The organism is Allonocardiopsis opalescens (assembly GCF_003002095.1).
Lineage (GTDB): Bacteria > Actinomycetota > Actinomycetes > Streptosporangiales > Streptosporangiaceae > Allonocardiopsis > Allonocardiopsis opalescens.
Genome location: NZ_PVZC01000008.1, coordinates 82,246 through 104,571 on the forward strand (window position 1 = coordinate 82,246; position 22,326 = coordinate 104,571).

Sequence of the window (22,326 nt, forward strand, 5' to 3'; positions counted from 1 at the left end):
ATCATATTCGCTTGGCGGGAATCTCTTCATGTTCTCGCGACTCGTGGAACGGGGCGGCCGGGATGACCATTCCCATATCGCCTTGCGCGCCTGCCTCGGACTCGGACGGCAGGGTGCGCCCCACGCCGAGATCGCGCTTGTCGGTGGCGCGCGGCCCGGAGGACAGCAGGGTCACGGGGGCACCGACGACCTCGGCCACCGCTTCGGGCCAGTCGGCGGGAGCCGGAGCGATCACCGGTTCGGCGCGCAGCAGCCGCTCGGTGAGGCGGGCCTGGGCGGCGAGGTCGCCGGGCGGGCCCGGCTCCAGTGCCGCGACGAGTTCGCCGTCGATCCGGTAGGCGGTGCACAGGCCCATCCCGGGCGCGCGGGCGGGCGCGTCGAGGTGGGTGAGCGCCACCTCGTCCACGCCACCCGTGGCCGCGGTCGCGTAGGCGTGCGCGACGGCGTCGAAGTGGCCGACGCGGAAGGCGCCCTGCCAGCGGCCGGGACCGTTGTGGGCCTCGGGCAGGGCGGCGGTGAGGGCGGCGTCCTCGGTGACCAGCGGGCCCGGGCCGTGCCGGGTGGTGGTGGTCCGCAGCACGCCCAGCCGCAGCGGCGGGGTGCCGTCGCCCGCCTCGGCCAGCAGTTCCAGCGCGTTGTGCGCTGTGGTGGTGGACCAGGTGGTGTACGGGTGGAAGCCCCGCCACTCGTCCAGCAGCACGCCCTGGGCGCCCTCGAAGACCACCGGCCCGGCCGCCAGCAGCGCGGGCAGGTGGTCCTCGCCGACCAGGGCGACGGACTCGGCGAAGGCGGTGAAGGCGGCCGCGCAGTCCTCCACCGGCGGCGCGTCCAGCGGACCGAGTTCGTCAGTGAGCCGGTCGCGCAGCGCCGCCAGCTTCCGCCGCAGGGTGCGCGGCGCGGCGCAGTCGCCCGCGGTCGGCGCCTCGTCGGGCTCGGCCAGCGCGTAGCGGGCCGTCTCGCCGATCCCCATGCCGCACGAGCCGTGCCGTTCGGTGCCGCGCGCCGTCTCGCGGGCCCGGTTGGCGGCCCGGTGGTAGGGCGTGGTGAGCAGCGCGCGGCGGTCGACGGTGAGCCGGTCCAGCGCGTCGGGCACTCCGATCTCGGCGAGGTGGTCGGCCTCGGCGGCCAGGGCCAGCGGGTCGACCAGGGTGAACCGGGACAGGTGGGTCAGCACGCCGGGGACGAAGGTGCCCGCGCCGAGCTGGGCGAAGGTGTGGTGCCGTCCGTCGGGGGCGACCACGTTGTGCGCGGCCTGGGCACCGCCGTTGAAGCGCACCACGGCCTCAGCGCGGTGTCCGCGGCACAGCCAGTCCACCACGGTGCCCTTGCCGCAGTCGCCGAAGCCCAGGTCGACCACGACCGTGTGCCGGAAGCGCCCGCCACCCGTCACAGCCGGGTCACCCCGCTGGCGCCGCCCTCGCCCTTGGGCAGCGGGGAGACGGCGACGGTGCCCCGGCTGGCGGCCAGCGGCGCCAGCGCCCGCGAGACCGAGGGCCCCGAGGCCGAGCCGACGTCCTTGAGGTGGCCGAGCCCGGTCTCCAGGTCGATGGCCTCCTCGGCCAGGCCGACGGTCAGCGCGATGGTCTCGCAGACGGCGTCCAGGTCGTCCAGACTGATCACGTTCTGGTTGAACAGCTCCCGCCAGGCCGACAGGATCCCGTCGTCGCCCGCGTAGCTGGCGCCCTCGGGCAGGATGTAGAAGACCTCGTAGCGGCGCTTGAGCTCGGCGACGACGTCGGCCAGCGGGATGTTCTCGGCCAGGTCGTCGCCGATCACCTTGCGCACCTCGCGCGCCTTGACCGCGCCGTAGGGCATCTCGTCGCCGATGATGAACAGGTAGCCGCGCCGCCCGCGCCTGTCCAGGCAGTCCAGCCGGGTGTGCCGCGCCATGAAGTACATGGCCAGCTCGTAGGACTCGGTGCGCTGCCCGCCGCCCCCGCCCTCCAGCAGGATGCGGCCCAGGTCCTCGTCCATCCGGTTGTCGGACTCGAACTGCCCCACCTGCAGCGGCACCCGGTCGCAGGTGGCGTCGCCGATCGCGCCGAACATGACCTGGGGGTGCTCGACGTAGCCCTTGCGCATCAGCAGCCCGAACAGCTCGGGCAGCTTGGCCTGCAGCTTGCGCGGCACGGCGCGCATCGAGCCGGTCACGTCGAACAGCACCGCGATCGCCAGCGAGGTGGGGTGCTCGTCGGAGTCGCAGCTCTCGCGGACGCCGACGCCGTACGGATCCAGGCGTTCGTGCACCTTCCACGCGCTGCGCGGCGCCGACTTCGTCACCCGGTCGCTGTAGTCGAAGGCGCTGGCGCCCGTGCGGGCGCGGTAGCTGTCGGCGGCGGCGTAGACATCGGTGGACCAGTGTCCGCTTCCCATGTCGGTTCTCCTTTTTATGGTGTTCCGGTCGTTTCGGTGCGGTTCTCGGGCACGGCTCCGCCCCGGCGCGGCCGGACGGCGGGTCCGGTCCGCGTCGGCGGGAGGCGCGGGGTCAGGGCAGGGCGAACGGGCGGAAGACCCGCGGCCCGTAGAGGCGGTCGAGCAGGTCGTCGAACTCGGCCAGCAGCCGCCAGGCGTCCTTGGGCCGCCGCTCGGCGGCCGGCAGGGAGCAGCCGCGGGCGAAGGCCCGCATCTCAGGCGGTATGCGCTCGCCGATCAGCTCGACCATGCACCGGGTGGCCAGCGCGATGTCCGTGGCGGGCACGGCCGGGCGCCGCTCGGCCACCTCGGGCGGGTACCAGTCGGCGTAGCGGCTGACGATCGCGGTGATCCGCCCGGTGCGGACGACCGCGTAGCACCAGTCGACCAGCGCCAGGCCGTGGTCGTCGGGGTGGATCAGGACGTGCTCGGGCAGTACGGCGCCGTGGATGACGCCGGCCCGGTGCGCCCAGCCGATGCCCACCAGCAGCCGCCGCCACATCCAGGCCGCGTCCCTGGGGTCGACACCGCCGGGGAAGGCGTCGCGCACCTCGGCCAGGGAGCGGAAGCCGTCGAGCCGCTGCAGGACGTTGGCGCGGCGCTCGGTGCCGTCGTCGCCGTCGCGGTGCCGGAAGGTCTCCACCAGCCTGGGCGCGTAGGGGCGGAACCGGGGGTCACCGCCGGTGTGCAGCAGGGTCAGCGCCTCGGCCTCGGTGGCCATCAGGTCGTTGCAGTCGGCGCCGCGCGGCAGCTTGAGCAGCAGCCGCTCATCGTCGCCGGCGCGGCGGGCCGGGAAGAGGTCGGCCATCTCGCCGCTCGCCTCGGGCCGCGCCTCGACGCGGTACTCGCCGCGGGCGGTGCGCAGGGTGAACTCCTCATCGGTGCCGACGGCCGCGGCCAGGCAGTGCTCGGCCCAGCGGGCGGCCAGCCGGGTGAACGCCTCGGTGGCCTCGGCGCGCCGCCCGGGCGGCGCCTGGTCGGGGTGGACGGCGCGGGCCAGCTCGCGGTAGCGCGCCCGGGCCCGCTCGCGGTGGGCGGGGCCCGGCGGGCCGAACAGCTCGCGGGCCGAAGCCGCCCTCAGCACGGTGCGCACGGCCGCGTCGAAGGGCTCCGCGGCGCCGGACGGTTCCGCGGTCACTGCTCCGCCCCCTCGCCGGCCGGGCGCAGCAGCGCGGGGTGCAGCAGCCGGGCGTCGCCGGCCCGGTAGAGCTGGGCCCGGCGGCCGCCGCGCGGGCCGCCCCGCTCGGTGACCTGGCCGGTCTCGACCACGAAGCCGGGCACGGACAGCACCTTGCGGTGGAAGTTGCCGGGGTGCACCCGGCGGCCCCACACCGCCTCGTACACCGCGCGCAGCTCGGCGATGGTGAACTCCGGGCCGAGGAAGGCGGTGGCCAGCGGGGTGTACTCCAGTTTCGCCCGGGCCCGCTCCAGGCCGTCGGCCAGGATGCGGGCGTGGTCGAAGGCCAGCGGCCGGCCGCGCCGGGCGCCCGCGCCCGCCGCGGCGTCGGCGGTGGCGAGGTTCAGCTCGGCCACCGGCGTCCAGGCGGCGTCGGCCGCGTCGCCGCCCGACACGGGGTCGGGCGGGTCGACCACCAGGGCGAGGTAGGCGACGGTGATGACGCGCATCCGGGGGTCGCGGGTGGGATCGCCGTAGGTGGCCAGCTGCTCCAGGTGGGAGTCGGCGAGGATGCCGGTCTCCTCGGTGAGCTCGCGCATGGCCGCCTCGTCCAGGTCCTCCTCGACCAGGTGGCCCGACGCCGTCTTGTCGGTGCGCACGAAGCCGCCGGGCAGCGCCCAGAAGCCGGCGAAGGGCGGCATGGCCCGGCGGATCAGCAGCACGCTCAGCGCGCCGCCGCGCAGGGTCAGTGCCACGGTGTCCACCGTGACGGCGACCGGATGGTAGTCCTCCGGGCGGTAGGCGGCGAGGAACTCGCGCTCCTCGTCGGGGCCGGTGATCGACATGGCCTGAACCGTTCCGTAGTTCTCACTGTCAGAAATACTCTAACTGAGAACAACGCCGGGCGCGAGGGGGCGAGGGCTCGGAGGTCTGGCCTGATCCGGCCAAGCGGACGGGGCGGGCGCGTCCCGTGCGGAACGCGCCCGCCCCGCGGGCGGATTCGGCCGGCTCAGACCTGGCGGCGCTCCGCCACGGCGGCGACGATCTCGGCCACCGCCAGGTCCAGCGGCACGCCGTTGCGCTGCTGTCCGTCGCGGTAGCGGAAGGAGACCGCGTCCTTGGCGACGTCGTCGTCGCCGGCCAGCAGCATGTAGGGCACCTTCTGCTGCTGGGCGGTGCGGATCTTCTTCTGCATGCGGTCGTCGGAGGTGTTGATCTCGAAGCGGACGCCGTGCTCGCGCAGCTTGACCGCCAGCTTCCCCAGGTGCGGGACGTGGTGGTCGGCGATGGGGATGCCGACCGCCTGCACCGGCGCCAGCCACGGCGGCAGCGCCCCGGCGTAGTGCTCCAGCAGGATCGCGAAGAAGCGCTCGATCGAGCCGAACAGCGCCCGGTGGATCATGTACGGACGGCGCCGCGAGCCGTCGGCGGCCTGGTACTCGATGCCGAAGCGGCCCGGCTCCTGGAGGTCGACCTGGAGGGTGGACAGCTGCCAGCGGCGGCCGATGGCGTCCCTGATGTGGACGTCGATCTTGGGCGCGTAGAAGGCGCCCTCCCCTTCGGCCACCACGTAGGACAGCCCCGACTCGCGCAGCGCGTGCTCCAGCGCCGCCTCGGCCTCGGCCCACTCCGCCGCGTCGCCCACCGACTTCTCCGGCCGAGTGGCCAACTCCGCCTCGAACTCGGTGAGCCCGAAGTCGCGCAGCAGGTCGACGACGAAGGTGAGCAGGCTGGTCAGCTCGGCCGCCAGCTGCTCGGGGGTGCAGAAGATGTGGGAGTCGTCCTGGGTGAAGCCGCGCGCCCGGCTGAGGCCGTGCAGCACCCCGGACTTCTCGAAGCGGTACACCGAGCCGAACTCGAAGAGCCGCAGCGGCAGCTCACGGTAGGACCGGCCCCGGGCCTTGTAGATCATGATGTGGCCGGGGCAGTTCATCGGCTTCGGGTAGTAGGTGGCGCCCTCCATCTCCATCGGCGGGTACATGCCGTCGGAGTACCAGTCGAGGTGGCCGGAGATCTCGAACAGGGTGGACTTCACGATGTGCGGAGTGACCACGAACTCGTAGCCCGCGCGCTCGTGGCGCTGCCGGGAGTACTCCTCCATCACCCGCCGGATCAGGCCGCCCTTGGGGTGCCAGACCGACAGCCCGCCGCCCATCTCGGTGGGGAAGGAGAAGAGGTCGAGTTCGGCGCCGAGCTTGCGGTGGTCGCGCCGCTCGGCCTCGGCGAGCATCGCCAGGTAGGCGTCCTGCCGCTCGCGGCTCTCCCAGGCGGTGCCGTAGATCCGCTGCAGCTGCGGGTTGCGCTCGCTCCCCCGCCAGTACGCGCCGCCGGTGCGCATCAGCTTGAACGCCGGGATGACCCGGGTGGTCGGCAGGTGCGGGCCGCGGCACAGGTCGGTCCAGCGCCGCTCCCCCGACTTGGCGTCGAGGTTGTCGTACATGGTGAGCTGCCCGGCGCCCACCTCGACCTCGGCGCCGTCGTCGGCGCCGGCCGAGGAGCCCTTGAGCCCGATCAGCTCCAGCTTGTAGGGCTCGTGCGCCAGCTCCGCGCGGGCGTCATCGTCGCCGATCTCGCGGCGCGCGAAGCGCTGCCCCTGCTTGACGATCTCGCGCATCCGCTTCTCGACGCGCTTGAGGTCGTCGGGGGTGAAGGGCTCCTCGACGTCGAAGTCGTAGTAGAAGCCGTTCTCCACCGGCGGGCCGATGCCCAGCTTGGCCTCGGGGAACAGCTCCTGCACCGCCTGGGCCATGACGTGCGCGCAGGAGTGGCGCAGGATGGCGCGGCCGTCGTCGGAGCCGATCTCGACCGGCTCGATCTCGTCGCCGTCGGCCACCGGGCGGTCGAGGTCGCGCAGCTCGCCGTTGACGCGGGCCGCGATGACGGTTCGCCCGTCGGCGTCCAGGGCCTGGCCGGTGGTCGTGCCCGCCGCCACCACACGCTCGGAACCGGCGAGGGTAATGCGCAGCATGGACACGGCAGACACGGTTGCTCCCTGGTGAAGACGGGTGTGGCCGGGTGCCCGGACGGGCGCCCGCCCCCGATGCTATCGCCGTACGGCCCGCACCCGGCGCGATTACCCGGCCCGCCCGCCGGAGGGGGGCGGGAGCGCGGGACGGGGGTCACCAGGGGTGCCGCCTGGGGGCGGCGGTCGAGGGCGGCGCGCGGTGCGCACCCGCTCCGGCGGCCGCGCGCACCGCACCGCCGCGGGAGCGCGGGGCTACGGGCGGCGGAGGAAGGCGCCGATCTCGGCGTCGATGTCCACGTGGGCGGACTCGCGGCCGGCGGGCACGATCTCGTAGGTGCGGTGCAGGAACTCGGCGAGCGGCGAGATGGGGGCGTCGAACTCGGCCTGCCCGAACGGGGACGACAGCGCGATGTTCACGATGCGCTCGCCGTCGTCCGTGGACGGCCACACCTGCACATCGCCCTCGCCGACCCGGCGCACGATGCCGACGGTGAGCAACTCGCGGGCGAAGATCCACTCGACCGGCTCGTCATCGCCGACGTGGAACGCCATCTGGATGGCGTAGGGGTCCTCGGCCGTGTAGTGGAGCCGGGCCACCAGCGGAACCGCGGCACGGTCCGGAACAACCAGCCGCAGGCCCAGCTCGGCCGAGGCGGTCGTGCTGCTACTGTTCATCGTCGCCAAACCTCAAGTAGTCGGGTCCCGCCCAGGGGCAGGCGGGGCAGCTTGCACTGTCACCTGCTCCCGACGACGGGGACCAGCTTCCATGACGCTCAACCGCGAAAAGTCTCCGCGAGATTCCGCGAGGCGGCCGCACGCCACCCCCTCCGCAGGCATCAGACCATCCTGACCTGCGGAAACACGAAGCGTCATGATCTTGGATGTGTGCGGGGTCACTCCCCTGGGTGACGGCCATAACCGCAGGTCACAGCGGCTACAGAACCGACCACACGCGAGGGTACTGCCTCCCCGCCACCCTCCAACGCACGGCACCGCCCGAACCATCCCGCCGCGGCCCGCAATCCATGCGCGACCACCCCGCGCGATGCGCTAACCTTTTCCCATCAGGCCCTCCGGGGCCGAGGGCGATTGGCGCAGTGGTAGCGCGCTTCGTTCACACCGAAGAGGTCACTGGTTCGAACCCAGTATCGCCCACTCGACTCTGGCGACCCGTGCTCGCAAGCCGTTGGCTTGCTCGCCGGGTCGTCTCGTTGTTTTTCCCGGGGGCATGGCCCCCGGAGCCCCCGCACCAGGGGGCTTTGCCCCCTGGACCCCCTCACCCCCACATCGTTGAGGTCTCACCATTGCGATGTGGGGTTCCTTGGATCTGGTGGGCGGGCGGCCGTCGTTCGCCCTGTGGGGCTGCGCCCCTCGCCCCCGGAACGGGCTGGTTGAGGTCCCACCTTTGCGATGTGAGGTTCCTTGGATCTAGTGGGCGGACGGCCGTCGTTCGCCCTGTGGGGCTGCGCCCCTCGCCCCCGGAACGGGCTGGTTGAGGTCTCACCATTGCGATGTGGGGTTCCTTGGATCTGGTGGGCGGACGGCCGTCGTTCGCGCTGTGGGGCTGGGCCCCTCGCCCCGGAACGGGCTGATGGCCCGCATCAGCGGTACTGGTCTTCGGAAGGGCCGGGGCGGACGGGTTGTTCGGTGTGAGCGAAGTGGTCGGCCGAGTGCCGGACGTGGCAGTCCGTGACGGGTTTGCGGCGACGGAGCGGATCGGGGTGGCCACGGACGGACAAATGCGGGCTGAACGGGCGTGATGATCTGGCAGACGGTTCCGGTGTGTGAGTAGTGTGACGGAATGCCCGTTCTGGTGTGTCCGAAGGTCTCGATGCGCCGTGGGCGTGGGCGTTCCCGCTCGTCCGACTCACGCTGAGGAAGTCTCCGGCCGCCATGAAGACCCGCCGACGCCGCTCCATCAGGTCGCGACTGATCGCGCTCGTCCTGGTCCCCAGCACGGCGCTGGTGCTGCTGTGGTCCTTCGTGATGGGCACCAGCCTGAACACGGCGCTGAACCTGCTCGCGATGGACGCCCTGGTGAGCCAGGCGACGGTGCCCGCGCAGGACGTCATGAGCCAGCTCCAGCTGGAGCGGGCCACCACCGCCCGGTACTTCGGCGCCCGCGCCGCCGGGCACGACCCCGCCGAGGACGCCATGCTGGCGACCCGCGCGGCCACCGACGACGCCATCGAGATCTGGCGGCAGGCGTACGCCTCCGTCGACTTCGACCGGGCCCCCGAGCACTTCGAGCGCCGGATGCGCGACTTCGACACCGCGCTCGACGGGCTCGACCAACACCGCGAGGCGCTGGACACGGGCTCGCCCACCCGCGTCCAGACGATGGGCTACTTCAACGAGATCGGCGAGCGGGTGCTGCGCATCCTGGACGCCCAGACCGCGCTGCCCGACCCCGACATGGCCTACCAGGCCGGCAACCTGGTCACCCTGGTGCGGGCCCGCGAGCTGATCGACCAGGAGGGCGCCCTGCTGGCGTGGGTCTTCGCCTCGGGGCGGCTGACCACCGAGGACCACGCCGAGTTCTCCCGGCTGGTCGGCGCGCAGCGCTACGTGTACTCGCGGATCACCTCCGAGCTGCCCGAGACGCAGTACCAGGAGTACGTCGCGGTCACCGAGACCGACGCCTTCCGCACCATCCGGGAGCTGGAGAACGAGATCATCGGCTCCCGGGCCGGCGATGCCCTGCCCGTCGCCTCGATGACCTGGGACACCTCCCGGGAGGCGCTGGACGCGCAGCTGCGCGCGCTCGAGGACAGCTGGCTGGAGGTCATCTCGGGCACCTCGCTGCGCTACGCCGGCAGCCTGATCCAGCAGATCGCGCTGGGCACCGCCGCCGGCCTGCTGCTGGTCGGCGGCTCGATCGTCTTCTCCACCCGGGTCACCCGCCGGCTGATCGGCCGGCTCAGCGGCCTGCGCGAGGCGACGCTGCGGCTGGCCGAGGAGCGGCTGCCCTCGGTGGTGGCGCGGCTGCGGCGCGGCGAGGACATCGACGTGGACGCCGAGGCGCCCGAACTGCCGCACGACGACGACGAGATCGGCGCGGTGGCGGGCGCCTTCAACGCGGCGCAGCGCACCGCCGTCGAGGCCGCCGTCGACCAGGCCCGGCTGCGCGAGTCCGTGCGCAGCGTCTTCCTGAACCTGGCGCACCGCACCCAGGCGCTGGTGCACCGGCAGCTGAAGCTGCTGGACGGCATGCAGCGCCGCGAGCGCTCCCCCGACGAGCTGGAGGAGCTGTTCCAGGTCGACCACCTCGCCACCCGGATGCGCAGGAACGCCGAGAACCTGATCGTGCTGGGCGGCGCGCTGCCCGGCCGCCGCTGGCGCAGCCCGATCGCGCTGCGCGACGTCAGCCGCGCCGCCGCCACCGAGATCGAGTCCTACGCGCGGGTGTCGCTGCTGCCGATGCCGCAGGTGGCGCTGATCGGCCCGGCCGTCGCCGACTCCATCCACCTGCTCGCCGAGCTGCTGGAGAACGCCACCGCCTTCTCCCCGCCGCACACCCCGGTGCAGGTGCGCGGCGAGTCCGTCGCCGAGGGCTTCGCGCTGGCCATCGAGGACCGCGGCATCGGCATGGACGACGACAAGCTCGCCGCCGCCAACGAGCTGCTGACCCGCCCGCCCGAGTTCGACGTGATCGGGGTGACCGAGGAGTCGCGGCTCGGCCTGTTCGTGGTGGCCATGCTGGCGCACCGCCACGGCATCGCGGTCACGCTGAACCGCTCGCCCTACGGCGGCACCCAGGCGACGGTGCTGTTCCCCTCCGAGCTGCTGACCGAGCCCGCCGAGGGCCCGGGCGGCACCGGCCCGCTGCCGACGCGCCGCCGCCGCGCCGCCGGCGGCGCCCCCTCCGACGGCTCCAATGTCGCGGTGCTGCCCAGCCGGCGCCCCGCGTCCGCGCCGCGCCCGGCCCGCCCGGCGCCGCAGGAAGGCGCCGCCGGCTCCGGCGCGGCCCCCGACTCCGAGTACCGGGGGCTGCCGCGCCGGCGGCGCCAGAACGGCCTCGCGCCGCGGCCGGGCGCCCGGCACCGCGCCCCCGAGGGGGGCGACGCCCCGGCGCCGAGCGCTCCCGAGCGCTCCCCCGAGGAGATGCGGCGCAGATTGTCGGCCTACCAGCGCGGTACGCTGCGTGGTCGCGAGGAGGAGCCGGGCTCCGCCCCTCCTCCCGGCCCCGGTGCGGAGAGCGGCCGCGTCCCCGACACGAACGACACGTGAGAGTGGAAGGTGTGTTAATGGACCGAACCGCGCAGGGCTCGCACCGCAACGAGCTCGGCTGGCTGCTGGACGACCTGGTCACCCGGGTCGCCAACACCCGCTTCGCCATCGTCCTGTCCAATGACGGCCTGCTGCTGGGCACCTCCAAGGAGCTGCCGCGCGACGACGCCGAGCACCTCGCCGCCGTCGCGTCCGGCTTCCAGAGCCTGGCCAAGGGGGCGAGCCGGCACTTCGACGCGGGCGGGGTGCGGCAGACCATCGTGGAGATGGACGGCGCCTACCTCTTCGTCACGGCCGCCGGCGACGGCGCCTGCCTGGCCGTGCTCGGCGACGCCGATTCCGACGTGGGCATGGTGGCCTACGAGATGAACATGCTGGTGAAGAGGGTCGGTCAGCTGCTGGCCACCGCCCCTCGGCAGCCGGCGGGGGCGTTCGGGGACCAGGGGTCCGCGGACTGACCTGGGGAGGGTGACATGTCGTCGTCCGACAACGTCTGGTTCGATGACGAAGCCGGCCCGCTGATCCGGCCGTACGCGATGACGCGCGGGCGGACCCAGCCGACCCGGGACGACTTCGACGTGGTCTCGATCGTGGTGCGCGTCGGCGGCGCCCGGCAGGACGCTCCGCTGGACCCCGAGCACCAGGCGGTGCTCGACATGTGCGCCTCGCCGCTGTCGGTCGCCGAGATCGCCTCGCACCTGGACTACCCGATCGGGGTGGTCAAGGTGCTGCTCGGCGACCTGCTCGACCAGGGCCTGATCGTGTCGCGGACCCCGGCGGCGCGCGCCAACCGCCCCAGTATGAACGTGCTCAGCGCGGTGCTGGACGGCATCCGTGCACTCTGAGCCGACGCGCGCCGACGACACGCTGCCCGAGGCGCTGAAGATCCTGGTATCCGGCGGCTTCGGGGTGGGCAAGACGACCTTCGTCGGCGCGGTGAGCGAGATCGCGCCGCTGCGCACGGAGGAGAACCTCACCGCCGAGAGCATCGGCGTGGACGACCTCGGCGGGGTCGACGGCAAGAGCACCACCACCGTGGCGATGGACTTCGGCCGGATCACCGTCAGCCCGCGGCTGCGGGTCTACCTGTTCGGCACGCCCGGCCAGCACCGCTTCTGGTTCATGTGGGAGGAACTGGCGCTGGGCGCGCTCGGCGCGGTGGTGCTCGCCGACACCCGCAGGCTGGCCGACTGCTTCCACGCGATCGACTTCTTCGAGCAGCGCGGACTGCCTTTCGTGGTGGCGGTGAACCGCTTCGAGGGCGCTCCCGTGCACCCGCTGGCCGATGTTGCGGTGGCGCTGGACCTGGCGCCCTCGGTGCCGGTGATCGCCTGCGACGCCCGCGAGCGCGCCTCGGTCAAGGAGGTGCTGTCGGCGCTGCTGCTGCACGTGATGGCCGCCGACGGCGGCGCGGCGCCCGAGCGCCACCCGCAGCCGCAGCCCGGCTGAGCCGCCGCTGATCAGGGGTCGCGCAGGTCCGCGGAGTGCTTGGCGAAGGACTCCATCACCGCCTGGGTGACGCTGCCCGGCGCCGGCCGCAGCGCCGCGCCGTCGACCGAGCGCACCGGCTGGACGTCGCGGACGGTGGAGGTGAGGAAGACCTCGGAGGCGGTGGTCAGCACCTCCGGCTCCAGGTCGGCCTCCTCGCCGCCGAACCACTCCAGCACCAGTTCGCGGGTGATCCCGGCCAGGCAGCCCGAGGACAGCGGCGGGGTGAGCAGCCGGCCGTCCAGCACCGCGAAGACGTTGCTGCCGGTGCCCTCGCAGAGCCGGCCCGCGGTGTTGGCGAAGACCGCCTCGTTCGCGCCGCGTTCCTTGGCGTAGGCCAGGGCGCGGACGTTCTCGGCGTAGGAGGTGGTCTTCAGTCCGGTCAGCGCGCCGCGCTCATTGCGGGTCCACGGCACCACCGCGACGTCGGCGTAGGACTGCCAGGGCCCGGCGTCGGCCGCGGCGACGACGAAGGTGGGCTCGCCGGGGGTGCGCTCGGAGCCCAGCGGCGCCAGGCCCGCGGTGACGGTGATGCGGACGCGGGCGCGCTCCAGCGGCGGGCCGGCGTCGAGCACGGCGTGCACGCCGCGCCGGATGTCGTCGAGGTCGGGGCTGCCCAGGCCCAGCCCCTCGGCCGAGCGGGCGAGCCGGCGCAGGTGGCGGCTGAGCGCGAAGGGGCTGCCGTGGTCGGCCTTCACCGTCTCGAAGACGCCGTCGCCGACGGTGAGGCCGTGGTCGAAGACCGAGACGCGCGCCTGCGCCTCCTCGACCAGCCGCCCCGCGCCGCCGCCGGCGCCGCCTCCACCGACCCAGATCATCGCGCTCTCCCGTTCCTCGGCCGCACACCGCGGCGACCCGCTGCGACCTGGGCCGCGGCACGGGCGCCGCCCGTCGTCCCCACGGTAGCGCCGCGCGGGGCGCGGTTGGTAACACCGCGGGAATCCGCTACAGTTCAGGGACAGCGCAGCCGGGCGCACCGCCCGAGGCGCCGCGCGGACGTGGCTCAGTTGGTAGAGCATCACCTTGCCAAGGTGAGGGTCGCGGGTTCGAATCCCGTCGTCCGCTCCGATACGGCCGGGAGGCATCCCGGCCGTTTCCGTGTCCTGGTCCGCCGTACCGGTCCCGTCACCGCGCGCATCCGTCGAACCACCGGTTTCCGCGCGCACGCCTGCCGCATTTCGTAACCCGCCGGTAACATACTGTCGTGCTTCACAGCCGCACCGCCGCCCCGGCCGTCCGCCTGCGGGGCCGGGCCGGCGAGCAGCGCGCGCTCGCGGCCCTGCTCGCCGAGGCGGAGGCCGGACGCGGTGCGGCCCTGCTGCTGACCGGCGGCCCTGGGCTGGGCCGGTCCGCGCTGCTCGACGACGCCTGCGCGGCGGCCGGCCCGCTGCTGGTGCTGCGGGCCTGCGGGGTCGCGCCCGAGTCCGGACTGGCCTTCGCCGGCCTGCAGCGGCTGCTGCGCCCGGTGCGCGACAGCCTGGCCGGCCTCGGCGCGGCGCAGGCCGCGGTGCTGCGCCGGGCGCTGGAGACGGGCCGGGTGGCCGAGAGCGACCGCTTCCTGCTGTGCGCCGGCTTCCTGGACCTGCTCGGCCTGCTCGGCGCGGCGCGCCCGCTGCTGTGCGCCGTGGACGACGCGCACCTGCTGGACGGGCGCTCGCTCGACGTGCTGGCCTTCGCCGCCCGCAGGACCGCGGGCCTGCCGGTGGCGATGCTGTTCACCGCCCGCGACGGCCGGCCCGAACCGGTGGTGCCCGGGGTCGCCGCGCTGCGGCTGCCCCCGCTCACCGACGACGCCGTGCGCGAGCTGCTGGCCGACGCCGCGCCGGGACCGGTGGCGCCCCGGGTGGCCGACCGGCTGGTCCGCGCCGCCTGCGGCAACCCGCTCGCGGCGCGCGGCTTCGCCGCGTCGCTCGGCCCCGAGCGGCTGTCGGGCGCGGCGCCGCTGCCCGAGCCGCCGCGGCTGGACGACGGCCTGCGCGAGGCCCACGCCGCGCCGGTGCGCGCGCTGCCGGCGCTCACCCGCGACCTGCTGCTGCTGGCGGCGGCCGACCCCCGCGCCGGGGTGGACGCGCTGGTGCGGGCCGCCGGGCCGCCGGCCGTCTCGGTGAGCGCCTTCGAACCGGCCGAGGAGGCCGGCCTGGTCCGCATCGACGGCGACCGGCTGCGCTTCCGCGAACCGCTGCTGCGCACCGCCGTCTACCAGGACGCCTCGGCCGCCCGGCGCCGGGCGGCGCACCGGGCGCTGGCCGGGGTGGTGGACGCCGCCCAGCACCCCGCCAGGTACGTCCGGCACCGCGCCGCCGGAGCGCGCGGCCCCGACCGCGCGCTGGCGGCGGAGCTGGCGGCCGTCGCGGCGGCGGTCCGCAGGACCGAGGGCCACGCGGCCGCGTCCAAGGCGCTGGAGCGGGCCGCGGGCCTGACCCCGCACCCGCAGCGGCGGGCCTGCCGGCTGGCCACCGCCTCGCACGACGCCTGGCTGGCCGGACTCACCGACCGGGCCGAGGAGCTGCTGGCCCGGGCGCGCGCCCTGGCCCCCGCCGGGCGGGCCGCGGGGGTGGTCGAGCTGCTGCACGGCCACGCCGCGCTGCGGGCCGGGAACGCGCTGGACGCCGCGGACGCGCTGCTGGCCGCGGCCGCGCTGCTGGTCGACCACGACAGGCCGCTGGCCGTCCGGGCGCTGCTGCGCGCGGCCGACGCCGCCTCCTACGCCGGCGACGCGGACCGCCAGGACACCGCGGCCAGGCTGCTGGCGCCGCTGGCCCGCCCCGACGACGACCCCGCGCTCCGGCTGGGCTGCGCCTACCTGGCCGGCTACGCCGCCTCCTCGCGCGGCGACTACCCCGCCTCCGTCGGCCCGCTGCGGCGGGTGCTCGCCCTGGCCGAGGAGGTGGAGGACCCGCCCGAGCTGATCTGGGCCTGCATCGCCGCGCTGCGGCTCGGCGACGCCCCGCGCGCCCACGCCCTGGCCCGCCGGGCGGTGGCGGTGGCCCGGCGCCGCGAGGCGGCCGCGGCGGTCCCCCAGGCGCTGGAGTTCCTGGTCTGGGCGGAGTTCTGGACCGGCCGCTTCCCCTCGGCCGTGGAGAGCAGCCGGCTCGGCCTGCGGCTGGCGAGCGAGACCGGGCAGCCCACCTGCGCCACGCACCACCTGGCCTGGCTGGCGCTGACCGCCGCGGTCCAGGGCGACGCCGAGGGCTGCCGCGCCCTGGCCAGGGCCGCCGCCGAGCAGGCGCGCGAGCACAGCCTGGGGCTGCCCGCGGCGCTGGGCTCGTGGGCGATGGCGCTGCTCGACCTCGCCGCGGGCGACGCGGCCGCGAGCTTCTTCCGGCTGCGCGCCCTGGTGCGCGCGGGCCCCGGCCACGGCCACGCCACCATGCGGCTGCTGACCGGGCCCTACTTCGTGGAGGCGGCGGTGCGCACCGGCGAGACCGCCCGCGCCCGGGCCGCGCTCGACGGCTACCTGCGCTGGGCCGACGCCACCGGCAGCACGGCCGCGCGGGCGCTGGCCGCACGCGGGCGCGCCCTGCTGGCGGCCGGCGCCGAGGCGGAGGAGCTGTTCGAGGAGGCGCTGCGGCTGCACCGCAGCAGCGGGCACGACGGCGTGGAGGAGGCCAGGACCCGGCTGCTGTACGGGGCGGCGCTGCGCCGCAGCCGGCTGCCGGCGCGGGCCCGCGAGCACCTGCGCGACGCGGTGGCGGCATTCGAACGCTCCGGCGCCCGGCTGTGGCTGGCGCAGGCGCGCGCCGAGCTGCGCGCCATCGGCGATCTGGACCACCGGGCCGAGCGGCCCGCCGCCGACGGGCTCACCCCGCAGCAGCGCCAGATCGCGCTGCTGGTGGCCCGCGGCGCCACCAACCGCGAGGTGGCCGCGCACATGTTCCTCAGCCCGCGCACGGTCGAGTACCACCTGCGGGCCGTCTTCCGGAAGCTCAACATCAGGTCGCGGGTGGAGCTGGCCCGCCTGTTCCACTGATTCCGCCGACCCGCGGCGGCGATTCCGCGTTTCTTTCCGGATCGGCACATTCGCCGTTCCCGCCTCGCACCGGCCCGCGCGTGAGGCGGTGGCGGCGATGGCCGTCCCGACCTCCCGTTCGGCAGGGCGACGGCGGCCGGGCGTCCGGTCCGTGCGCCCGCCGCCGCCCTCCACGGGAGCGGTCCCACACGCCTCCGTAGCCGCTGAGCAGGCCGTTCATCAAGACTGGTGGTCCTACGGATGCGCGGCCGGCGAATCGACTCGATAGTTGCCAGCAACGGAAACAGAGCGGCTGCCCGAACAGCCCCGCGACGCACCGTCCCCCATGGCGCACGCGGACCCACCGGTTCCCGCCTCCGCTCACTCCCCCGCCGGTGCTCCGGTCCGCGCCGTCCGTTCCCCCGGGCGCGGCCGGTGCGCCACCTTCCGACAGGAGTACGCCTTCCATGCGATCACCTCTGCGCACCTCCGCCGCGCCGCCCTCCCCCCGCCGCACCCGCCGGGCCGGCCGGCTGCTGCTCACGCTGGCGCTCGTCGCCGCCGGACTGGCCGCCGCCGGTCCGGCGCAGGCCGACGAGAACCCCTACGAGCGCGGGCCGAACCCCACCGAGTCCAGTGTCGAGGCCGTGCGCGGCCCCTTCGCCACGGCGAGCACCTCGGTGTCGTCCCTGGTGGCGGGCTTCGGCGGCGGCACGATCCACTACCCGACCAGCACCGCCGAGGGCACCTTCGGCGCGGTCGCGCTGGCCCCCGGCTACACCGCCAGCTCGACCTCCTACTCCTGGTTCGGGCCGCGGCTTGCCTCGCAGGGCTTCGTGGTGTTCCTGATCGACACCGACTCCCGCTTCGACCAGCCCGGCAGCCGGGGCGACCAGCTGCTCAACGCGCTGGACTACCTGGTCGAGGACAGCTCGGTGCGCAACCGGATCGACCCGGACCGGCTGGCCGTGATGGGGCACTCGATGGGCGGCGGCGGCTCGCTGTCGGCCGCGGAGGAGCGCCCCGAGCTGCAGGCCGCCATCCCGATGACCCCCTGGCACATCAGCGAGGACTGGTCGGACGTGAGCGTGCCGACCCTGATCATCGGCGCGGAGGACGACACCGTCGCCTCCGTCGGCTCGCACGCCATCCCGTTCTACGAGAGCCTGCCGGGCTCGCTGGACCGGGCCTACATGGAGCTGGCGGACGCGAGCCACTTCGTCCCCAACAGCGCCGACACCAATATCGCCCGCTACACGATCAGCTGGCTGAAGCGCTTCGTCGACAACGACACCCGCTACGAGCAGTTCCTGTGCCCGCCGCCGGACACCGGGCTGTTCAGCGACTTCTCCGACTACCGCGACAGCTGCCCGCACAGCGGCTGAGCCCGGCCCGCAGGCCGCCCGGCCCTCCCCCTGCGGAGGGCCGGGCGGCCTGCGGCGTGCGCGGGCGCCCGGGGCGGGCGCTCAGCCGGACGGGACCGCCTCCAGGATCGCCACGGCCACACCGGGCTGGTCGAAGACCACGAACAGGTCGCGGCGCCCGGTCGCGGCCTCCCCCAGCGGGCAGCCGTACTCCGCGAAGGCGAAGCGGTCCGGCTCGGGCGGCAGGGCGAGGGCGCCGACCAGCGGGCCGTCCAGGGGGTCGTCCAGGCGCAGGCTGAGGGTGCCGCCCGAGGCGGCGTTGGCCGACACGCGGACGGCGGCCGGGCCCGATCCGGCGGGTGGGAAGGCGACGTCGCGGAAGGCGATCCAGGAGTCGGCCTCCGCCGAGCGGACCGCCTCGCCGCGCTCGGGCGCGGCCGGGCAGGGCGTGACGCCGTGGTAGTCGTCGTGGTCGGCGGCGCTCCAAGGGCCGGCGCCGATCGAGCGCGGCGGGATGGTCTCGCCGGGTACGTCGAGGGGGGCGCGCAGCCGGATGTCCTTGGCGGAGCGGCCGAGCTGGATCTTGCGCGGGGCGTCCTCGACCACGAAGCGGTTCCTGGTGACGTCCCAGACGGCGAGGTCGGCCAGGTCGAAGGCGATCGTGACGGTGCGGCTCTCGCCGGGCGCCAGCTCGACCCGGGCGAAGCCGCGCAGCTGGCGCAGCGGCTGCTTGACGCGGGAGCGGCGCTGCTGGGTGTAGCACTGCACCACCTCCGAGCCGGGCCGGTCGCCGGTGTTGGTGACGACGGCGCGGGCCAGCACCCGCCCGCCGACCACGGCGACCTGGAGCCCGCTGTAGTCGAAGTCGGTGTAGCTCAGGCCGTGGCCGAAGGGGTAGAGCGGGTTGCCCCGGTAGTACAGGTAGGTGGCGTCGCTGGCGATGATGTCGTAGTCGAACAGGTCGGGCAGTTCGGCGGCGGAGCGGTACCAGGTCTGGGTGAGCCGCCCGGCCGGCTCGGCGTCGCCGAAGAGCACGTCGGCGAGCGCGTTGCCGTACTCCTGGCCGCCGTGCGCCGACCACACCACGGCGGGCAGCGTCTCGTCGGCCCAGGTGGCCGAGAAGGGGTAGCCGCTGCTGAGCACCAGCACGGTCTTCGGGTTCGCCGCGTGCACCGCCCGCAGCACGCGCTCCTGGGCGGCGGGGAGGTCCAGGTCGGCGCGGTCCTCGGTCTCCCTGCCGTTGACGAGCGGGTGGTCGCCGGCGACCACCACGGCGACCTCGGCGGTCGCGGCGAGCGCCGCCGCCGCCCTGGCGCCGTCGGTCAGGGTCTCCACGGTGAGCACCGCGGCGGCGTCGGCGTCGCCGGTGAGCACGAGGGTGCCGCCGGGGGCGGCGGTGACGTACTGGCCGGTGGCGATGTGCCGCAGCACGACGGCGCCGCCGGGGCGCTCCTGGAAGCGGAAGGTCTGGCGCACCTCCCAGCCGGCCGGGCCCGGCTGGTCGTTGACCAGCACGCCGTCCTCGCCGGCCGAGAGGTAGCGGCCGTTGGCCGCCGCGCGCAGCGCCTTGGCGCCGCCGCCCCAGTCGAAGACGTCGAAGGCGCAGGAGTCGCGGTCGGCGCCCGCCACGACCCGCAGCGGGCCGCCGGCCGGGTCGGCGTCGGCGGTGACCCGGCCCGAGCCGGTGCGCAGCACGACGCGGTCGACGCCCTCGTGGAAGACGGTCTCGACCCGGGCGGCGATGCCGTCGCGTGCGGTGACGGAGTAGGGCAGGGTGCCGCTGTACCAGTCCTCCATCAGCGCGTCGCCGAGCTGGCCGATGACCGCGACGCGGCGGGGGCGGGCCAGCGGCAGCAGGCCGTCGTTCTTGAGCAGCACGATGGAGCGGGTGGCCGCGGTCCTGGCCAGGGCCTGGTGCGCGGGGCTGTTCACGACGTCGCCGTCCTGCGCTCGGGAGCCGTCGGCGTCCTCGGGGTCGAACTCGCCCAGCCGGAACCGGATCGAGAGCGCGTGCCGGGCGGCGGCGTCGATGTCGCCGGGCGCGAGCAGGCCGCGGCGCAGCGCCTCGCGGATGTGGCCGAGGGTAGCCTCGGGTCGGTCGGCGTCCTGGGTGAAGCTGTCCAGGCCGGCCTTGATCGCGTGCGCGTAGGCGGTGGGCGGGTCGGGGTGGAAGCCCTGGAGGGCGGTGAGGTTGCCCGGGGCGAAGGCGTCGCTGACCACCAGGATGTCGTCGGGGGCGGCGGCGCGCAGCACTTCGGCGATGAGCGGGCTCAGGTGCGCAGGGCGGCCGTTGACCAGGTTGTAGGAGGGCATCACCGCGACCGCCGCGCCCGCGCGCAGCGCGGGCAGGAAGGCGGGCAGCTCGTACTCGTGCAGCACCCTCGGCGGCAGGTTGCTGGAGGTGGTGCAGCGGTCGGTCTCGTTGTTGTAGGCCAGGAAGTGCTTGAGGGTCGGCGCGGTGCGCAGCCGCGGGCCCGGGCCGGCCAGCCCGCGTGCGTAGGCGGCGCCGAGCAGCCCGGTGAGCCAGGGGTCCTCGGCGTAGCCCTCCTCGTTTCGGCCCCACCGGGGGTCGCGCAGCGGGTTGACCACCGGCGCCCACACGTTGCGGCCCGCGGCGGCGGGGTCCTTGCGGTGGTAGGCGAGCACCTCCTCGGCCGTTGCGGCGCCGACCGCGCGTACCAGCGCGGGGTCCCAGGTGCTGCCCAGCCCGACCGCCTGCGGGAACACGGTGGCGGGGCCGAGCCAGGCCAGTCCGTGCAGCGCCTCGGTGCCGGTGCGGAAGGCGCCCAGGCCGAGCCGCTCGACCGGCGCCTGGTGCTGATGCAGCAGGCCGATCCGCTCGTCGGGGGTCAGCCGCCGGAGCAGGTCCTCGACGCGGTCGGCCACGGGGAGTTCGGGGTCGCGGTAGGTGCCGGTCACGGGTTCGGTCATCGGTCCATCCCGTCTGTCGGGCGCGCCGCGCCGGCGGGGGGACCGGCACGACCGGGTGCGGCTGATCATCGAAGCGCTTCGACACCGCCCCTCACGAGACTGCCCAGCCGACGCCCGGCGGTCAATAGCGGCGGCGGAGTTTGTGTCGTGGCCGGTCGCCCGGACCCGCCGTGCGGCCGGATGTCAAAGCGGCCGTCCACAGACCCGCGGCCGGGCCCGGCCTGTCCACAACCCACCGGTAGCGCCTCCCGAACCGCCCGCGAAACCGGAAGACTGGTGCCAAGGGGTGCCCCCCAGGGCGGGCGGGGGAAGGGATTCCGGGGGCGGGGCGACGGGACGGACGGCACCGGACCGGCCGGCCGGGCGGCCGTTCGGGGGCGGGACAGGCGCCGGAGTGTCCGGACGCCCGCTCAGTCGAAGGGCAGCCGCCCCGCGTCCACCGCCTCCAGGACGCGGGCCGCGCCGCCCAGCGCGGCGGCGTCGCGCTGGAGGGTGGACGCGACCACCTGGCAGCCCCCGCCGCCCGGCACGGCGGCGCGCTCCTGGAGCTCCTTGTCGACGGCGGGCAGCAGCCAGGGCGCGAGCGCCGCGTAGTGGCCGCCGAGCACGACGGTGCGCGGATTGAGCAGGTTGACCAGCACGGCCACGCCCGCGCCGAGGTCGCGGCCGGCCGCCTCCAGCGCGGCCAGCACCTGCCGGTCGCCGGCCCGGGCGCGGGCCACCACCTCGTCCACCTCAGGCTCCAGGTCGGAGAAGGGCACCGTGCCGTCGCGGGCGTCGGGCTCGTCGCCGTTGGCCGACGCCCGCCGCACGACCGCGCCGATCCCGGCCAGCGCCTCCAGGCAGCCCCGCCGCCCGCAGCGGCACAGCGGTCCCGCCGGGTCGATCTGGATGTGGGCGGCCTCGCCGCCGTAGCCCGCGCTGCCGCGCCGCAGCCGCCCGTCCACGATCATGCCGGCACCCAGCCCGGCCTCGCCGGTGAGGTAGACCAGGTCGCTGACCCCGGCGTGCGGGCCGAAGCGGTGCTCGGCCAGGGCGGCCAGGTTCGCGTCATTGCCCACGTCGACCAGGAAGCCGGGCTCGCGCAGCGCGCGGGTGAGGTCCCCGACCACGTCGACGTCCCGCCAGCCCAGGCCGGGCGCGTCACTGACCCTGCCGTGCGGGTCGACCAGGCCGGGGACGGCGACGGAGAGCCCGAGCACCTGCCGCCCGTCGCGCTCGGTGCGCGCGATCACCCGCCGCGCCAGCGCGGCCACCGCGGTGACCGACCGGGGGCCGCGCTCGGTGGCGCCGGGGAACGACCGCCGCCACGACAGCACCGGCTGCCCGGCGAGGTCGACGGCGACGGCGGTGAGGTGGTCGACGTTCACCTCGATGCCGATCGCGGCGTAGGAGGCGCCGTCGAGGGTGAGCATCATGGCGGGGCGGCCGACGCGGTTGCCGGTCATGCCGATCTCGCGCAGCAGCCGCCGTTCGAGCAGCTCGGAGACGAGGCTGGACACGGTGGTCTTGTTCAGCCCGGTCGCGGCGGCGATGTCGGCGCGCGAGCAGGGCGCCTGCTCGCGCACGCAGCGCAGCACCACGGCGCGGTTGGTCGCCCGGACGTGCGCGAGCTCCGCGCGGCGCGGATCGCTGGGCGTCGTGATCACGTTCGGTCGACTTCCCTTCGCCCGGCGGGGTCCCGCCGTCTCGGCTCCGGCGGCCGGCGGCGCGCCCCGGCCCCGGGCGGATCGCCACCCGGCCGACGTCTTGTGTGCCAGGTCACCGTCGAGTAATTTGTTGGGCTACTCAACGAACTAATTCTAGCGCGCACCTCCATCTGGACGAAGCCATATTTCCCGGCCGGTGCACCGGCTCCCCCGACCCCTCC

At 75.0% G+C, this 22,326-nt stretch carries 15 protein-coding genes and 2 tRNA genes; 8 read left to right on the forward strand and 9 right to left on the reverse strand.

Translation table 11 applies throughout. The features are described from left to right. Position 1: 1 nt before the first annotated feature. From CLV72_RS24175 to CLV72_RS24200, 6 genes are all read right to left on the reverse strand, one after another. Positions 2-1,390: an adenylosuccinate synthetase gene (locus CLV72_RS24175; RefSeq protein WP_211303088.1), complete on the reverse strand. Its 1,389-nt coding sequence runs from the start codon at positions 1,388-1,390 to the stop codon at positions 2-4. Continuing rightward, positions 1,387-2,373, reverse strand: coding sequence for a hypothetical protein (locus CLV72_RS24180; RefSeq protein WP_106250685.1), 987 nt, complete (start codon positions 2,371-2,373; stop codon positions 1,387-1,389). Before CLV72_RS24180 ends, CLV72_RS24175 begins: the two co-directional genes overlap by 4 nt. A gap of 112 nt (positions 2,374-2,485) precedes the next feature. Beyond that, positions 2,486-3,550, reverse strand: a complete 1,065-nt coding sequence (locus tag CLV72_RS24185; RefSeq protein ID WP_106250688.1) for a protein kinase family protein — start codon at positions 3,548-3,550, stop codon at positions 2,486-2,488. After that, on the reverse strand, positions 3,547-4,374 hold the full coding sequence (locus tag CLV72_RS24190; protein ID WP_106250690.1) for an NUDIX hydrolase: 828 nt from the start codon (positions 4,372-4,374) through the stop codon (positions 3,547-3,549). Before CLV72_RS24190 ends, CLV72_RS24185 begins: the two co-directional genes overlap by 4 nt. 164 nt (positions 4,375-4,538) lie before the next feature. Further along, positions 4,539-6,512 (reverse strand): threonine--tRNA ligase, encoded by a 1,974-nt coding sequence (gene thrS, locus CLV72_RS24195; RefSeq protein WP_106250693.1) that lies wholly within the window; start codon positions 6,510-6,512, stop codon positions 4,539-4,541. Positions 6,513-6,746: 234 nt separating this feature from the next. Next, positions 6,747-7,169, reverse strand: coding sequence for an SsgA family sporulation/cell division regulator (locus CLV72_RS24200; RefSeq protein WP_106250695.1), 423 nt, complete (start codon positions 7,167-7,169; stop codon positions 6,747-6,749). A 408-nt stretch (positions 7,170-7,577) separates the two neighbouring features. On the opposite strand from CLV72_RS24200, the gene CLV72_RS24205 reads away from it, so the two are divergent. The 5 genes from CLV72_RS24205 to CLV72_RS24225 all read left to right on the forward strand — a co-directional run bounded on the left by CLV72_RS24205 (position 7,578) and on the right by CLV72_RS24225 (position 12,173). Then, positions 7,578-7,649, forward strand: a tRNA-Val gene (locus CLV72_RS24205). Between the two features lie 738 nt (positions 7,650-8,387). Further along, positions 8,388-10,724 carry a sensor histidine kinase gene (locus CLV72_RS24210; protein WP_106250697.1) on the forward strand — a complete coding sequence of 779 codons (2,337 nt, stop codon included), beginning with the start codon at positions 8,388-8,390 and terminating at the stop codon, positions 10,722-10,724. A gap of 17 nt (positions 10,725-10,741) precedes the next feature. Continuing rightward, complete coding sequence (locus CLV72_RS24215) at positions 10,742-11,182, forward strand: roadblock/LC7 domain-containing protein (protein ID WP_106250699.1); 441 nt, start codon at positions 10,742-10,744, stop codon at positions 11,180-11,182. Between the two features lie 15 nt (positions 11,183-11,197). Continuing rightward, positions 11,198-11,569 (forward strand): DUF742 domain-containing protein, encoded by a 372-nt coding sequence (locus tag CLV72_RS24220; RefSeq protein WP_106250701.1) that lies wholly within the window; start codon positions 11,198-11,200, stop codon positions 11,567-11,569. After that, complete coding sequence (locus tag CLV72_RS24225; protein WP_106250703.1) at positions 11,559-12,173, forward strand: GTP-binding protein; 615 nt, start codon at positions 11,559-11,561, stop codon at positions 12,171-12,173. Before CLV72_RS24220 ends, CLV72_RS24225 begins: the two co-directional genes overlap by 11 nt. A gap of 11 nt (positions 12,174-12,184) precedes the next feature. Here the strand turns inward: CLV72_RS24225 and CLV72_RS24230 are convergent, their stop codons facing one another. Continuing rightward, entirely contained in the window at positions 12,185-13,030 is an 846-nt protein-coding gene (locus tag CLV72_RS24230) for an aminotransferase class IV (protein ID WP_170141094.1), read from the reverse strand. A 174-nt stretch (positions 13,031-13,204) separates the two neighbouring features. On the opposite strand from CLV72_RS24230, the gene CLV72_RS24235 reads away from it, so the two are divergent. The 3 genes from CLV72_RS24235 (at position 13,205) to CLV72_RS24245 (ending at position 17,546) form a co-directional block, all read left to right on the forward strand. Next, positions 13,205-13,277, forward strand: a tRNA-Gly gene (locus tag CLV72_RS24235). Between the two features lie 139 nt (positions 13,278-13,416). After that, positions 13,417-16,182, forward strand: coding sequence for a helix-turn-helix transcriptional regulator (locus tag CLV72_RS24240; RefSeq protein WP_106250708.1), 2,766 nt, complete (start codon positions 13,417-13,419; stop codon positions 16,180-16,182). Between the two features lie 446 nt (positions 16,183-16,628). After that, a complete protein-coding gene (locus CLV72_RS24245) occupies positions 16,629-17,546 on the forward strand; it encodes a poly(ethylene terephthalate) hydrolase family protein (protein WP_106250710.1) in 918 nt (305 codons plus the stop codon). An 81-nt stretch (positions 17,547-17,627) separates the two neighbouring features. Here the strand turns inward: CLV72_RS24245 and CLV72_RS24250 are convergent, their stop codons facing one another. Both CLV72_RS24250 and CLV72_RS24255 read right to left on the reverse strand, forming a co-directional pair. Further along, on the reverse strand, positions 17,628-20,456 hold the full coding sequence (locus CLV72_RS24250; protein WP_106250712.1) for a glycoside hydrolase family 3 protein: 2,829 nt from the start codon (positions 20,454-20,456) through the stop codon (positions 17,628-17,630). A gap of 410 nt (positions 20,457-20,866) precedes the next feature. Further along, on the reverse strand, positions 20,867-22,105 hold the full coding sequence (locus CLV72_RS24255) for an ROK family protein (RefSeq protein ID WP_106250714.1): 1,239 nt from the start codon (positions 22,103-22,105) through the stop codon (positions 20,867-20,869). Positions 22,106-22,326: the final 221 nt, after the last annotated feature.